Below are 14,476 nucleotides of genomic sequence, written 5' to 3'. Positions count from 1 at the left end.
TGATGACGAAATCGCCCATGTCCATGTGAGGAGCAAAGGTCGGCTTGTGCTTTCCGCGCAGCAGTGTTGCGGTCTGGCTGGCAAGACGACCCAGGACAACGTCGGTGGCGTCAATGACGTGCCACTGGCGGTTGATATCGCCGGGCTTCGGAGTGTACGTACGCACGGTTTTTGCCTTCGTTTGGTGTTCTTAGGTAGCGGCGCATTCTTCGCAGAACGCACGCGCAAAGTTGGTGATGCGCTACCGGAACTTCAGGTGAGGACTGAAATCTGACCAGTGGCCCAGAGAGTCTCGGCTATTTCCGTGGATCAGGTTGGCCCTGCAACTGGGCCGTCTCACGGACATAGCGTATCGAGGTTGGACACGCACAACGACGATTAAGAATATCCTGCCGCGCCGGGTTAGGTCAAAAAGACCACGACGACGGCGGTGTCCCGCCCCCATACGAGCCGCAGAACCGGCCGTCGGTTGTCGGACCGCACTGCCGTTTCCGGCGAGGGCGGGCGATGGTGGAGGCGCTTCAGCGCACGTGAAACGGCCCGTAGCCGGTCGATGTTTGAGAGGTCAGCTTCCGCTGGCTTCGGTGTTGCCGGGAGCATGCAGGCCCAGCAGGGCCTTGATGCGCTCTTCGGCCTCCGGCCCGCTCTGCGCGGCAGCCATATTAGCTTCGCTGACGGCCTGGACCACTTCATCGCGCTGGATTTTTACGCCGCGCGGGGCCTCGATGCCGAGGCGGACGCCGTCGCGGCGGGCGTCCAGCACGGTGATGACAATGTCGTCACCGATCAGGATCCGCTCTCCGGGTTTTCGTGTCAGCACCAGCACCCGTCAACTCTATCGCAGGTAAAACGCGGTTCGGCCGGGCCATGACGCACTACTACCCGGCTGCGGTGAATACGTTAAGCAATGGCCCACCACCTGCCCGCCACTGCGTGCCGCATGCCCGCCGCTGCGCCGCCACCTGCGCCCTGCCTCGCGGACGTCAGAGCCAGGCGGCCCCGGACGGCTCCCCGTCGATCCAGCCGACCGGAACACCCAAGCCGTTGACGGTCTTCGGAGTGCTGGTGTGCCGGCTTCCGGTTACGGCCAGGCCGTCGGGAACAACAACACGCTGCACAGCCTGCACCCAGCGATCGGTGTCCTCGGACTTACGCCCGGCGTCCACGGCAAGCCAGATCTGGTCAGCTCCAAGTGCCGGCAGGATCGCGAGCATCTCCAGGGACGGCGTGAGCGTATGGCCCAAGCCAAACGCCACGAAGACGCTCTGCCCCCTTTCCACACCACGGGCGCGCGCACCGATGGCGCTGTTGCGGTCCTGGACCGGGCGCCTGACCTCGGCAGCATAGGCTCCGGCCATCCTGACCATGTTCCCGCCGCTGGAGATCCAGTCGGCAGCCTCCGACGGCGCGCCGTTGACGGCAGGCGCGGCGGCGGCCATGGACGTGGCCGCCGCCACGGCATTGCCACCTTGGCCGATCACCAGCACCAGGTCCCCCGGCCCATAGAGCGGCGCAGGAATGTCCAGCACTGCCGCCGACCCCAGACCAGAAACCTGTCGCGTCTCGTCCGGCTCCACCGTGTCTGGGCCGTGCAGCACGCCGCTGCCGATGACGGTGCCCGCCACGGCGTCGTCCGACGAGCCGCCGGTAGGCGCCGAGCGGTGCGGCGCTGGTCCGCGGGCCGCCTTGCCAACTGCCCTGCGGGAGGGCCGGTCCGACGTCTTTGCCTCCGGGGCGGGAAGGGCCACCGACGCGGCGGGCGGCCCGGCTTGCGCAGCGGGCGTGTCAACCGAAGCAGCCGGAGTTTCAGCCGGCTCCGCCGGCGTCCCGGCAGCAGCGGCACCCGGCTCCTGCCCCTGCACGGCTCCTGCGGATTGTGGCGGGTCTGGGGCGGCTGGTTTTGAGTCGGTTCTCCGCCGGCCAAACCCGGGCCTTGCCGGAGGCTGCCCGGTGCCCGCAGCCGCGCCAGCCTCCGGCCGGGGTGTTGCCTGCGCGGCAGGCTCGGGCCGCGGCTCCTCCAGCTTGGCTCCTTGGGGCAGCCGCGTGGGCCGGGCAGTGTTGAACGTCAGGTTGTCCATGATGACCGCGAACTGGTCCGTGTGCGTAGACACGTGCAGTTCGGGGGCCTTGCCGTGCACCCGGGAGCCGTGCATCTGGGATTCGGCAAGCTCGGCGTCCGCCAGTAGTGCGGCGATCCCGGCGCGGGCCTTCTGGTCCAGGGCATGCTGGCCGCGCACCGACGGGGCAGACAGTTCCACGGTGACTTCGTAGTGCTCGCGGGCGAAGAATCCGCGGATGCCGCCGACGGTGACTTTCTCGGCGGCGACGATTTTCGCGTCGGGTCCGTGCTCGGCCAGGACCTGGGCTTTGAGTTCCTGCAGTGAAGCGCCTTTAAGCTGCAGCCGTCTGGCCGACACGCACTACCCCCACGGTCTCGATCTTCACGTTGGCGGAGGTGACCTCCTGGTAGGACAGTACCGGAAGCCCCCCGGCCTGCGCCGAGACCAGCCGGCGGATGGCCGGACGGAGCGCGGGCGCACAGACGAGAACAGCGGTGAGACCGTTCGCTTCCACCTTCTCCAAGGCACCCCGCAACGAGGCCAGCACGGCTTCGGTCCGGTCGGCGGACAACAGGATCTGCGTGCCCAGTTCGGACGGCCGCATGCCCTCCAGCATGGACTGCTCCAGCGTGGGATCGATCATGATGACCCGCAGCAGCTGCCCGTCCAGGTATTGCGCTGTCAAGGCCGGCCCCAGTGCCTGCCGGGCGGCCTCGATCAGCCCTTCCGGATCGGTGGAGGACTTGGCCTTGAGCGCCAGCGCCTCGTAGATGCGCGGCAGGTCGTTGATCGGGATCTGCTCCGCCAGCAGCCCCTGCAGCACCCGCTGCACCTCGGCCAAGGACAGCAACGACGGCGTGAGTTCGTCGACGGCGGACGGGTTCACCGACTTTACGCCCTCGGTCAGCACGCGCACGTCCTCGCGGGTGAGCAGCCGGGCCGCGTTGGCCGAGATCAGCGAGGACAAGTGGGTCACCAAAACTGAAACCCGGTCGATCGCCGTGGCTCCGGTCATCTCCGCACTGTGCCGCATCTCTGCCGGAACCCACTTGCCGGCCAGCCCGAACACCGGCTCCACCGTGGCGATGCCGGGCAGCGAGTCCAGGTTGTCGCCCAGCGCCAGCACCTTGCCGGCCGGGGCCTCCCCGCGGCCGGTCTCCACGCCGGCAATCCGGATCGCGTAGGTGGACATGGGCAGGTCAATGCTGTCGCGGGTGCGCACCGGCGGCACCACAATGCCCAGTTCCATCGCGATCTTCCGGCGCAAGGCCCGCACCCGGGCCAGCAGGTCGTCCGACGCACCGGAAACCAGGTCCACCAGGTCAGGTGCCAACTGGATCTCCAGCGCATGCACCCGCATCTGCTCGATCAGGTCCTCGGTGGTCTCCGAAGCGGGAGCCGACGGACCCGCTTCGGCGGCAGCGGCGTCGTCGTTCTTGGCTTTGGCAGCTTCCGATGCCTTGAGCCGTTGCGACATGAAAATCAGGAAGGCCCCGACCAGGATGAACGGGATCTTGGGCATGCCGGGAATCAGCGCCAGCAGAATGGCCGCGCCGCCGGCAATCATCAGCGCCTGCCGGGACTGGGTCAGCTGGTCGGAGGCGTCCGACCCCATTTCCGAGTCCGCGTTGGACCGCGTCACGACCATGCCGGTGGACACGGCCATCAGCAGCGCCGGGATCTGCGTGACCAGGCCGTCGCCGATGGTCAGCAGCGTGTAGGTGCTGACCGCGTCGCCGATCTCCATGCCGCGCTGCAGCATGCCAATGGCGATGCCGCCGACGATGTTGATGATGATGATGATGATGCCGGCGATCGCGTCGCCCTTGACGAACTTGGACGCACCGTCCATCGCACCGTAGAAGTCGGCTTCGGCGGACACCGCGGCACGGCGTTCGCGGGCCTGCACATCGGTGATCAGGCCGGCGTTCAGGTCGGCGTCGATCGCCATCTGCTTGCCGGGCATCGCGTCCAGCGTGAAGCGCGCACCCACTTCGGCCACGCGCTCGGCGCCCTTGGTGACCACCACGAACTGGATGACCACCAGGATCAGGAACACCACCGCGCCGATAATGATCGAACCGCCCACGGCCACATTTCCGAAGGCTTCGATCACCTGGCCCGCGTACCCGTCGCCCAGCACCAGCCGGGTGGACGCCACGTTCAGGCCCAGCCGGAACAGCGTGGCCACCAGCAGCAGCGAGGGGAACACGGAGAAGTCCAGCGGCTTCTTCACGAACATGGTGGTCAGCAGGATCACCAGCGCCAGCAGAATGTTCACGATGATCAACACATCCAACAGCCCGGCCGGGATCGGCACCACCAGCAGCAGGATGATGCCCACCACGCCCATGGGGACAGCGAGCTTGGAGAGGTTGCGGTTCATCAGTCACCTCCAGGCGACGGTAAGGACAAGGCGCGTCGGCCCTGCGGGGTTGAAGCATGGGCGGCAGCGTCGGCATCGGTCATCGCCGGCTCCGCCATGGTGTGGACGCCTGCGGCCGTACTGGCCGAGGCACCGCGGGCCTTGAGGCTCATCACGAAGGCGAGCACGCGGGCCACCGCGTTGTAGAGCTCCAGCGGGATTTCCTGCCCGATCTCGCACGCCGCGTGCAGCGCCCGGGCCAGCGGCACGTCGCGCACCACCGGCACCTGCGTGGTCTCCGCTTCCTCGCGGATGCGGGCCGCAATCAGGCCGGCCCCCTTGGCCACCACGCGCGGCGCGGATTTGCCCGGTTCGTATTTCAGCGCCACCGCGTAGTGCGTCGGGTTCACCAGCACGACGTCGGAGCCTCCGACCGCGGCGATCATCCGGTTCCGGCTCATCGCCAACTGCCGCGAACGCCGCTGCGACTTGATCAACGGATCGCCTTCGCTGTTCTTGTTCTCGTCCCGGACTTCCTTCTTGGTCATCCGGGTCTTCTTCCGGTTGCGCCGGATCACCACCATCACGTCCAGCGCGGCCAGGATCAGGCCGGCGATGATCGCCGTCTGCAGCAGTCCGGCGGTGCCGGCACCGGCGGCGTCGAGCAGTGAGGAGACCGAGAGCCCGCCGGCGGTCATCAGCACCGGAACCAGTCCCTGCACCACAAAGTACAAGGCCAGCCCCACCACCACGGTCTTCAGCAGCGCCTTGACGCCCTGCCAGAGCGCCTGCATGCCGAACACCTTCTTGATCCCGTTGACCAGGTTGAACTGCTGGGTCTCCGGCTTGAACTTCTTCCAGTGGACGCCGCCCTGCAGCGCCGCGCCGGCGATGATCACGGCCACCACGGCCAGAAACATCGGCGTGAGCGTGTACATGATGGTGCCCAGCCCGTCCTCCAGCGCCTTGACCACCAAACCGGGGTCGGGCGAGGCGATCATCCGCGTGACGGTGAAGAGCTGGTCGGTGCCTGCCTGCGAGGCCCTGTCGATGGTCATCGGCAGCATCACGGCCGCGGCGCCGATGCCGAGCCAGGCGGTCAGGTCCTGGGACTTGGAGAGCTGGCCCTTTTGGCGGACCTCCTTCATCCGCTTGGGCGTGGCTTGCTCTGTCCGTTCTCCGGAGGTTTCCTGCGACACCTAGCCCACCCCCGTCAGCGCCGTCACGGCCTGGCCGGCCAGGGACGAGACAATCCGCGGCAGCGCCACGAACACCACCCCGGCCAGCATCAGGGTCAGGAAGATCTTCAGCGGAAAGCCCAGTGCAAACGCGTTCAGCGCCGGGGCCACGCGGGTGAGCAGGCCCAGGCCGGCGTCGGCAAGGAACAGAACCACCAGCAGCGGCCCGGCGATCTGCACCGCGGCGAGGAACATCTGGGTGACGCCGGTAATCATCAGCTGCACCGGCTCGGCCAGGTCCACTCCCCCGGCCAGCGGCAGCGCGGTGAAGCTGCGCGCCAGCCCGCCGATGATCAACTGGTAGCCGTCGGAGGCGAACAGCAGCGCCAGCGCGGCCATCTGGAACAGCCGGGTGAACTGCGCGCCGTTGACCATCGACTGCGGATCGAACGCCTGCGCCATCGAGAAGCCGCCGAACAGGTCGATCAGCGTACCCGCGGACTGCACCGCGGAGAACACGATGAACACCAGGAAGCCCAGCAGCACGCCCACCAGGATCTCCAGCACCAGTGCGCCGAAGAACCCGGCGGTGCTCAGCGGCTCGTACCCGTTGACCACCCGCGGCGACACCGCCAGGGCCAGTCCGACGCCGAGCATGGCCTTGATCCGGGCCGGGATGGCTCCGTACGAAAACGGCGGGGCAATGAGCAGGAAAGCCACCATGCGGACTCCTGCCAGCATGGTGGCCTCGATCCACGCGTGGTCGAGCGGGATGTTCATTATCCGCCGCCGAGCAGGCCGGGGATTTTCTCGAACATTTCCTGGGTGAAGGAAACCATTTCGGAGATCATCCAGTGCCCGCAAACCAGCAACGCCACCGCTACGGCCACGGCCTTTGGCACGAAGGAGAGCGTGATCTCCTGGATCTGGGTCATGGACTGCACCAAGGAAACGGCGAAGCCCACCACCAGCGCGGTGACCAGCACCGGGGCGGAGAGTTTGGCGGCGATCAGCAGGCCCTGCAGGCCGATGTCGAGGACGGCGTTTGTATCCACAGCTAGGTACCGTAACTTCCGACCAGGGCGGTGATGATCAGGCCCCAGCCATCCACCAGCACGAAGAGCAGGATCTTGAACGGCAGCGAGATCATCACCGGCGGGAGCATCATCATGCCCATGGACATCAGTGCCGAGGCGACCACGAGGTCGATCACCAGGAACGGCACGAAGATCACGAAGCCGATGATGAACGCGGCACGCAGTTCCGAAATCATGAACGCCGGGATCAGGGTCTGCAGCGGCACGTCCTGCGGGTTCTCCGGGTTGGGCAGGTCCGCGGCCCGCATCATCAGCGCCAGGTCTTCCTGCCGGGTGTGCGCCAGCATGAAGTTCTGCAGCGGGGCGGCCGCGGCCGAGACCGCATCGGTGAACGTCTCGGTCCCTTCCATGTAGGGCTGGACGCCGAGCTCGTTCACCTGGGTCAGCACCGGCCACATGATGAACAAGGACAGGAACAGCGCCAGCCCGGCGAGCACCTGGTTCGGCGGGATCGAGGGCAGCGACAGGGCGTTCCGTGTCATCGCCAGCACCACGAAGATCTTGGTGAACGACGTCATCATCAGCAGCAGTGCCGGGGCCACCGACAGCAGCGTGATGCCCAGCAGCGTAATGACGGCCGACGACGGCGTGCCGTTGGGGCCGTTGATCTCCACCGAGAACCCGCCGTCGCCGTCCGGCGAACCCGGCTCGGTTGGCGCGAACGGGTCCCCCGGGGGGACCGGGTCCACCGGTGACGCGAAAGCTGACGGGGCGTTGAGGAGCGCGGCAGCTACGGCAAAGAGCACTGCCAGCAGTAGTGCCAGGAGTGCTGTGGTGGCCAGACGAGGCCAGCGGCCTGCCGTCAGGGCCGGAGTGCCGGTGATGCTCAACGCGAACGGACCTGCTTCAGGGCTTCGGCCGTCTGCTTCCAGGTGGACGGAGAAAGGATGGAGCCTGCCAGCGGGGAATCCGGCGCCTGTTCCTGCCAGCCGGCCGCCCGGGAGGCGCGGCGGCCGGTGCGCTCGGAGCGGCGCCCGCCCTCGATCGGGTACAGGCCGGCGTGCCGCAGCGGAATGACGTCTGTGTCCTGGCGCGGCTCGTCGAAACGTGGGCCTTCGGGTTCCTGTTCGACGTACGGCTGGCCGTAGCCGTCCGCATCCGCTTCCACCGGCTCCGGCCGCACTGCAGCACGACGGGCCGAACGGCGCGGGAGGTCGGAGGAGCCGGCCGAGGGAGTGGCGGAAGCCCCTGCCATTGCGGCACCAAACGGGTCGGAGGTGTTGCCGAAGGCATCCTTACGGCCGGCACCGGCAGCAGGTGACGTGCCCCGGCGGGGCGAGGCTCCGCCGTCGTACTGCGCTGTTGCTTGGTCAGTCGCCGTGGCGCGCGCAGCGGCACGGTCGGTGGTTTGGTCCTTGCCGGCGGCACGGCCGGTAGCCAGTTCGAGCAGCCGGGCGAAGCTGTCCGACGCGGGCTGCGGAGCCCGGTGGGAGGGCTGCGCCTCTTCCTCAACCGGTGCCTCGCGGGTGTCGAGCACACTGACGGCCTGATCGGTCACGCCCAGCAGGAAACGCTGGCCGTCGGCATCCAGCACCACTACCGAGGCTTTCGGGCCGATGGTTTGACGTTCCACCACGCGGACCAGCTTGCGCGCGCCGGTACGGGCGCCGCGGCTGAAGCGGCGCTGCAGCACCCAGAGCAGTCCGAGCACCACGGCCAGCGACAGCGCTACCCGCAGGGCGAGGACCACGGTCTCCATTTAGAGAAGTCCTTCGGGCACATCGAGGATCTTGGTGATGCGCACGGCGTAGTCCTGGTCGACGACGACGACCTCGCCGTGCGCGATCAGGCGGCCGTTGAGCAGCACGTCCGCGGGGGCGCCGGCCGAGCGGTCCAGTTCAATCACACCGCCGGGTTCCAGGTTCAGCACATCGCGCACCGACATCCGGGTGCGGCCGATCTCCACGGTCAGCGCCATCTCCACGTTGTTGATCCGGCCCAGCTTGGCCAGCACGGAGTCGTCCACCCCGGTGCCCGCGGGATTCTCCCGCAGCCGGATGGCGAACCAGCCGCCGGCCTCGCCGTCTCCGCCGGTGAGCTTGAACACCGCGGCTTCAGGATCGGAGAACAGCGCCGCAGCGTTGGCCACGTGCGCCTCCCCCAGCACGCCGGCGCCGAGCACCGAGGCGGCCGCTTCCAGCGCCGGACGCAGCAGATCCGCGGCGGACACCAGCGGGGAATCGGTGCCGGCGGCAGCGGCCAGCGCGGCTTGGTCGGCGACAACCAATGCCACGTCGGCGGAGGTGCCGCCCACGAAGGAACCAACGACGGCGGAGGCCACCTGCCCGGGCAGCGGCCCGCCCTCATCCTGGCGCACCGCGTAGAGCGGAGTGTTGGTGGGCAGCAGCCCCAGGAGCGCGTCGGCGGCAGCAGCCTGCAGGGTCTGGGTCTGTGTCATCGGGCGTTCTCCTCGGTTGTAACAATGACTCCGGCCAGGCGGTTGCCGTTGGCGCCGACGGCGGCATGGGCCAGACATTCGCCGTTGATGGCAACATCCAACGGGCGGTGCTGCGGGTGCGGCAGCGGCAGCAGGTCGCCCACGGACAGGTCCAGTACCTGGCCAGGGCGGACGCGCATGGGTGCGAACTGCAGCGACACATCCACCGGGATCTGCACCAGTTGGGTCTCCAGCAGTTTGCGCGCATTGGCCGGGCTGCTCAGTGCGAACGAATCGCGCAATTGGGTCAGCAGCACTTCGGCCGGGATGGCCACCGTGGCCGGTGCGGACAGGTCCCCCACGCGGATCTCGAACGTCGCCACGATCATCAGATCGTTCGTGGCGGCCGCCTGGGCGAACTGCGAGTTGTAGTGGATCTGGTCCAAGCTGATCGGCGTGGTCAGCAGCGAGCCGAGGGAGTAGCGCAGGTCCTCCAGCGCGTCTTCCATCAGCCGGCTGACCAGGGCCTGCTCGATCTGGGTGAACTTGCGGTCCGGGTAGTTGTGGGTGCCGTTCCCGCCCAGCATGTGGTCCACCCAGGTCATTGCCGCCTTGGTGGGGAACTGGATCACCGCCTTGCCGGTGATGTCGTCCAGGGCACAGAGCACCATCGCGGTACTGGCCGGCAACGAGGCCGCGTACTCGTCGTACGTCTGCATCTGGACCTGCTCGGAGGTAACAGTGCAGATCACGCGGACCTTGGCGGTCAACTGGGTGCCCCACTGGCGGGCGAAGGTTTCGAAGGCCAACTCCAGCACGCGCGAGTGCTCGCGCGCCAGAGTGGTCGGCCTCCGGAAGTCATACACTTCGACGGCTCTGGCCGGCTTTTCGGGCGCGCTGGATTGCAGATGTTCCTGGACCGTCACAGCAGGCACTATCGGCAGCTAAATCGCGCGCGTTAGGAGTCCGCGAAATGTAGTGTCACCGCGTGGGGCTGAGGCGCCGCGTTGGCGCCCGATGGCTGATGTTCGCTCTGAGCGGTCGCCAGCCTACCCTCAGTCGCCGGAGGACTTCCCGCCCGGAGCCGGCGCGTAGGTGGCGCTGGGTCCAGGGCCCACGGTGCCGTTGCCGCCGGTGACGACTTTGCCTCCGCCTGAGCCTCCTCTGCCCGGCTCGCCGGCCACCCGCTCGGCCCGCTTGCCTTCGGCGCCATCTGCCTCGGCTCCCTCGGCCGCGGCCTTTGCCGCCGCGTCGGCTTCGGCCGCTCTTTTGGCCATTTCCGCCCGTTCGGCGGCAGCGTCCTTGGCGGCGCCGGCAGGGTCCTTGAGCACCTCGGGCATCAGATTGCGGATGGCTTCGGGCTGGCCGGAGAGCACCACAATGTCGACCCGCCGGTTCATCGCCAGATCGTCGTCGCTCCCGCTGGTCTTCAACGGCCTGGACTCGCCGAACCCCACAGCGGAGATTCGGTTCGACACCACGCCGCTGTCCTCCACCAGATGCCGCAGCACATTCACGGCGCGCTCGGAGGAAAGTTCCCAGTCCAGGGCGCCCGGGTCCAAATGGCGCACCTGCGCCGTGTGGCCTTCGACCTTCAGCTCGTAGCCGACCGGCTTCAGCACCGGTCCCACCACATTGAGGATCTTGATGGTCTGCCGCGTGAGTATCGGTGAGTCCGGCTCGAAGAACGTCTCGCTGCCGATCAGGCGAACGGTCAGGCCGCGTTCATCGAGTTGGAAACGGACCGCCTTTTCCAGACCCTCTTCCTGCAGCCCCTTGTTGATCTTCTCCTGGATCCGGCGCAGGTCGCTGACTTCCTTGATGGCCAGATCCAGGTCGGTCTTCTGCTCGCCTTCGGTGTCCTCCTCGGCGTCGCCGGCGGTGAACCCCTGGCCGTCTTCGTCGATGAGTTCCGGAGGAACCACTACGCCCTCGGCCGTATCCACGGCCTGGGTGCGCTCCACTCCGAAACCGGTGGCCAGCGAATTGGCCAACTGCTGAAACTTTGCCGCATCCACCGTGGACATGGCGAAAAGCACGATGAACATGCACATGAGGACGGTGACCATGTCCATGTAGGACGCCATCCACCGCTCGTCCGGGTGCTCGTCCCCTTCTTCGAGCGGCCGACGCGGACGCCGTGACTTCATGCCGCCTTGGCCTCTGGCTTGTCGTCGGATTTGCCGGACTTGCCTTCCTTGGCCGGCTTTCCGGTGCCCATCTCATGCGCCGGAACCATGGCCCGCAGGCGTTCTCCCAGCAGACGCGGCTGGCTGCCCGCCTGCACGGCGAGCATGCCTTCCATCAGCAAGGTCATGCGTTCGGTTTCCAGATCGGAGAGGCGCTTTAGCTTGCCGCCGATCGGCAGCCAGATGAAGTTGGCGGAGAGCAAGCCCCACAGCGTTGCCACGAAGGCCGTCGCAATCATCGGACCCAACGTGTCCGGCGTGGACAGGTTCTCCAGCACGTGGGTCAGCGAGACGACGGTGCCGATGATGCCGATGGTCGGTGCGTAGCCGCCCATGCTCATGTAGAACTTGGACGATTGGCGGTCGGCACGCGCTTTCGTGCTGATCTCGTCTTCGAGGAGGATCCGCAGTTCTTCGCCGTCGGTGCCGTCGGCAATATTCTGCAGCGCCCGCTGCATGAACGGGTCCTTCTCCTCGGTAGCCTCGGCATCCAGTGCCAGCAGGCCCTCGCTGCGGGCTTTTTCGGCCAGTTCCACTACCCGGTCGATGACTACCTGGGGCTTCGCCACCTTGCCGGTAAAGGCCTGCGGCAGCGCCTTGATCGCCTGCATGCCGTCCCTGAGCGTGGTGCTTGCCAAGCCCACGGCGATGGTGGCACCAAAGACCAGAATCATCGGGGCCGGAATGAGAAGCGCTGAAACGTGGGCACCCTCGAGGGTGATCATGGCGTAAAGCGAGCCGAAGGCCAGCAGGAGGCCTATAAGTGTTGCGGGATCCATTTACGTATTCCTAGGGCGCAGCGGCACAGTGTTACCGGAGTCCCCGGAGTCATCTCCGGAAGCCGGCGCCGCGGGGGGCACAAGGCCGAGTTGGGGATGGCTGTGCTGGTGGACTGAAGGCGGCAGCTCACGGGCCAGATGCAGCACGTAGGCGCGGTAGCTGGCGATCATCTCGATGACCTGGCTCATCGTCTCGGTGACGATGTACTTCGCCCCGTCCACCATCACCAGCGTGGTGTCCGGGTTGGCGTGGATGCGCTCAATCAGGTCAGGGTTGACCGCAAACTGGCTGTCATTCAGCCGCGTTACTACGATCATCAGCCCATCCCAGGTTTCTCGAGGGCTCCGGTGAGCCGCTACCTACTACCTTCGGCCGCGCGCGCCCCGCGGTTAGTTAAGCGGGCTGGATGTCAGATGTGTCACCCGCGCAAGCCAACTTCATTGAGGGGCCCGGAGTGTTTGGGGCGGGATGTGGGTTTGCCAGTACGAGTTGCGCAGCGGCCTGCGGTCGGGGTCGATGTAGTCCGGCGGGGTGAACCAGGGGATCCTGTCGCGGACGGTGATCTCCCAGTTGCCTTGCTCGATCAGGTCGTGGTGGAGGCCGCAGAGGCAAACCCCGTTGTTGACCTCGGTCCGGCCGCCGGCCCACCACGGCACGATGTGGTGCGCTTCGGTCCAGAACGCGGGCATGGTGCAGCCCGGGAAGGCGCAGCCCTTGTCCCGGACCAGCAGTGCCCGGCGGATCGCACGGCTGAAGAACCGTTGGGACCGGCCCAGATCCAGCACCTCACCCTTGGAACCGAGGATCGCGGGGATGATTTCGGCATCGCAGGCCATCCGGCGCACCGTTTTCGCCGACACCGGGCCGTTGAACACCGCGTTGCCGCCGCCCGAGAGCAGACCGGCCAGCTGTTCGTAGCCGGCAGTGACCATCACCTGGGTACGGTGCCCGCCCGAGTCAGGAAGCTTTTCGACGTTCAGGGCAATCCGGCAGGCGCCAATCAGGCCGGCCAGCAGCTTCTGCGCCCTGGTAAAGCCATCCATTCCCGACACGACCGCCGGATCGACCCCGCCGCGCTCGGCACCAGCTTCCGCAACATCGCCGCCTTCCACACGAGTGGGAGAGGAAGGCGCGCAATCCGTGTAGGAGGGTGCGGCCTCTTCACATCCGGTGTTTGCAGCGCCGGTGCCGGCCGTATTTGCAGCGCCGGGGCCGGCAGTATCCGCAGCGCCGGTGCCGACCGTGCCGGTCTCCGTGGTTCCGGTGGCGCCTGTCTCGTGACCGTCCGGACCGGCAGGGGCGACCTCGCTGTTGGCGGCGGTTTCGATGGCGTCGGAGCGGATCCGCGGGTTCGCGGCGCTGTTCATCACTGTGGCCAGGGCTTCGTACTGGGCGTCGGTGGTATTGATCACGAACTGGTGCAAGCCCCGGCGGCGGCCGCGGTAGAACATTCCCTGCCGGGACCGCAGTTCCTCCTCCGAGGGCTCGGCACCGTCCTGATCGACCGCCGTCTCCCAGGTTTTCGCGACCATCACCAGGGTGTCCTCATCGCTCTCGGCGGCCTGCCGGACCAACGACTGTTCCATCGCTTCCAGGGTTTCGGGCGCTGCAGCGTGGCGGGCACGGCCAATTGAATCGCTGACTAGGACCGCGGCGTTCCCGCTGACTTCCCCGGCAGCCATGGCTTGGGCCAGGGCCGGCAGCGCCGGAGCACCCGGTTCACCATCAAAACGCACCGGCGCGGTGACCGCTCTGCCGACCCGCAGCCGGCGCCGCGCTTCGACAATACCGATGCCCAGCCGGGAACGCAGATACTCCGCGTTGTTCCTGAACTCTGTTTTACGGCCGCGCTGTTTCTTCACCTCGCCGCTGCAGGCTCCGCCGGCTTGGCCGGCGTCGTTGCTGGAGACCGCGATGGCGGCCGCCGGATTGGCCCACCCCGCTGCACCGGAGGAATCAGGCGTGTCCGCAAGGCCACTGGGTCCACCTGCGGTTTCCCCGTTCGCGGCGATGTCCGCCCGCTCCACGGCATGGGCGCCGGCGGCTTGCAGGAATTCCACCGTCTTGGAAATGTCCTCGACCGCCGCTACCGTGTTGGCAAGTTCCCGGGTGCTCAGCGAACCGGACTCGGCGCTGAAGCGTGCGGCGAAATCCTGCAACAGGACGCGCACATCGGCGAGGGATCCGTCCATCCCTTCGGTGCGGTCCAACGGAGCAAGTGCCATACCACAATTTTATTCGCACATAGATTCGAGCCGCCTCTGAAATAGCGCAATGTGTAGGGGTAGTGGCTCCCCGAAGAAGCGGCCAGGGGGCGGGGAACGAAGTCATTGGCGACGAAAAGCGGCCGCCTGCGAACGGTGCAGACGGCCGCTGCAGCTGCCCGCGAACGGTCGGGCAGCTGCACTTCGGTGGTGGCTTGGGGCCTCC

15 protein-coding genes are annotated in these 14,476 nt (G+C 67.1%); all 15 read right to left on the bottom strand.

Features of this window, described 5'->3' with window-relative positions; translation table 11 throughout:
• Window positions 1-166, bottom strand: a 166-nt coding sequence (locus AC5RW2_RS34960) for an uL13 family ribosomal protein (protein ID WP_494075052.1), incomplete at its 3' end; no start/stop codon positions are given.
• 399 nt (window positions 167-565) lie between these two features.
• Window positions 566-826: a carbon storage regulator CsrA gene (gene csrA / locus AC5RW2_RS34955; RefSeq protein ID WP_493963087.1), complete on the bottom strand. Its 261-nt coding sequence runs from the start codon at window positions 824-826 to the stop codon at window positions 566-568.
• Between the two features lie 157 nt (window positions 827-983).
• Entirely contained in the window at window positions 984-2,417 is a 1,434-nt protein-coding gene (locus tag AC5RW2_RS34950; RefSeq protein WP_493963088.1) for a hypothetical protein, read from the bottom strand.
• A complete protein-coding gene (locus tag AC5RW2_RS34945) occupies window positions 2,392-4,446 on the bottom strand; it encodes a flagellar biosynthesis protein FlhA (RefSeq protein WP_493963089.1) in 2,055 nt (684 codons plus the stop codon). The genes AC5RW2_RS34950 and AC5RW2_RS34945 overlap by 26 nt, the downstream gene beginning before the upstream one ends.
• Window positions 4,446-5,624, bottom strand: coding sequence for an EscU/YscU/HrcU family type III secretion system export apparatus switch protein (locus AC5RW2_RS34940; RefSeq protein ID WP_493963090.1), 1,179 nt, complete (start codon window positions 5,622-5,624; stop codon window positions 4,446-4,448). Before AC5RW2_RS34940 ends, AC5RW2_RS34945 begins: the two co-directional genes overlap by 1 nt.
• Window positions 5,625-6,383 carry a flagellar biosynthetic protein FliR gene (locus AC5RW2_RS34935; RefSeq protein WP_493963091.1) on the bottom strand — a complete coding sequence of 253 codons (759 nt, stop codon included), beginning with the start codon at window positions 6,381-6,383 and terminating at the stop codon, window positions 5,625-5,627.
• Window positions 6,383-6,658 carry a flagellar biosynthesis protein FliQ gene (gene fliQ / locus AC5RW2_RS34930; RefSeq protein WP_127511122.1) on the bottom strand — a complete coding sequence of 92 codons (276 nt, stop codon included), beginning with the start codon at window positions 6,656-6,658 and terminating at the stop codon, window positions 6,383-6,385. Before fliQ ends, AC5RW2_RS34935 begins: the two co-directional genes overlap by 1 nt.
• 2 nt (window positions 6,659-6,660) lie before the next feature.
• Window positions 6,661-7,524, bottom strand: a complete 864-nt coding sequence (gene fliP, locus AC5RW2_RS34925) for a flagellar type III secretion system pore protein FliP (protein ID WP_493963161.1) — start codon at window positions 7,522-7,524, stop codon at window positions 6,661-6,663.
• A gap of 2 nt (window positions 7,525-7,526) precedes the next feature.
• Window positions 7,527-8,399, bottom strand: coding sequence for a FliO/MopB family protein (locus AC5RW2_RS34920; RefSeq protein WP_493963092.1), 873 nt, complete (start codon window positions 8,397-8,399; stop codon window positions 7,527-7,529).
• The gene (gene fliN / locus AC5RW2_RS34915; protein ID WP_493963093.1) at window positions 8,400-9,098 is read right to left on the bottom strand and encodes a flagellar motor switch protein FliN; all 699 of its coding nucleotides are present in this window, start codon (window positions 9,096-9,098) and stop codon (window positions 8,400-8,402) included. It lies immediately after the preceding gene.
• Entirely contained in the window at window positions 9,095-10,003 is a 909-nt protein-coding gene (locus AC5RW2_RS34910; protein WP_493949506.1) for a flagellar motor switch protein FliM, read from the bottom strand. Before AC5RW2_RS34910 ends, fliN begins: the two co-directional genes overlap by 4 nt.
• A gap of 129 nt (window positions 10,004-10,132) precedes the next feature.
• Window positions 10,133-11,227 carry an OmpA/MotB family protein gene (locus AC5RW2_RS34905; RefSeq protein ID WP_493963094.1) on the bottom strand — a complete coding sequence of 365 codons (1,095 nt, stop codon included), beginning with the start codon at window positions 11,225-11,227 and terminating at the stop codon, window positions 10,133-10,135.
• Window positions 11,224-12,045: a motility protein A gene (locus tag AC5RW2_RS34900; protein ID WP_493963095.1), complete on the bottom strand. Its 822-nt coding sequence runs from the start codon at window positions 12,043-12,045 to the stop codon at window positions 11,224-11,226. Before AC5RW2_RS34900 ends, AC5RW2_RS34905 begins: the two co-directional genes overlap by 4 nt.
• The gene (locus tag AC5RW2_RS34895) at window positions 12,046-12,363 is read right to left on the bottom strand and encodes a flagellar FlbD family protein (RefSeq protein ID WP_493949503.1); all 318 of its coding nucleotides are present in this window, start codon (window positions 12,361-12,363) and stop codon (window positions 12,046-12,048) included.
• Window positions 12,364-12,483: 120 nt separating this feature from the next.
• Window positions 12,484-14,271 (bottom strand): DUF222 domain-containing protein, encoded by a 1,788-nt coding sequence (locus AC5RW2_RS34890; RefSeq protein WP_493963096.1) that lies wholly within the window; start codon window positions 14,269-14,271, stop codon window positions 12,484-12,486.
• Window positions 14,272-14,476 lie beyond the last annotated feature (205 nt).

Source organism: Arthrobacter sp. B0316-1-20, assembly GCF_059091865.1.
The sequence above is the reverse complement of the archived record's forward strand: the minus strand, read 5'-3'. Positions and strand labels throughout refer to the sequence as shown.

Coding starts and splice junctions, on each gene's coding strand:
- AC5RW2_RS34895 (WP_493949503.1), bottom strand. CDS start 12,363: ATGATCGTAGTAACGCGGCTGAATGACAGCCAGTTTGCGGTCAACCCT.
- AC5RW2_RS34890 (WP_493963096.1), bottom strand. CDS start 14,271: ATGGCACTTGCTCCGTTGGACCGCACCGAAGGGATGGACGGATCCCTC.
- AC5RW2_RS34935 (WP_493963091.1), bottom strand. CDS start 6,383: ATGAACATCCCGCTCGACCACGCGTGGATCGAGGCCACCATGCTGGCA.
- AC5RW2_RS34920 (WP_493963092.1), bottom strand. CDS start 8,399: ATGGAGACCGTGGTCCTCGCCCTGCGGGTAGCGCTGTCGCTGGCCGTG.
- AC5RW2_RS34900 (WP_493963095.1), bottom strand. CDS start 12,045: ATGGATCCCGCAACACTTATAGGCCTCCTGCTGGCCTTCGGCTCGCTT.
- AC5RW2_RS34945 (WP_493963089.1), bottom strand. CDS start 4,446: ATGAACCGCAACCTCTCCAAGCTCGCTGTCCCCATGGGCGTGGTGGGC.
- AC5RW2_RS34905 (WP_493963094.1), bottom strand. CDS start 11,227: ATGAAGTCACGGCGTCCGCGTCGGCCGCTCGAAGAAGGGGACGAGCAC.
- fliN (WP_493963093.1), bottom strand. CDS start 9,098: ATGACACAGACCCAGACCCTGCAGGCTGCTGCCGCCGACGCGCTCCTG.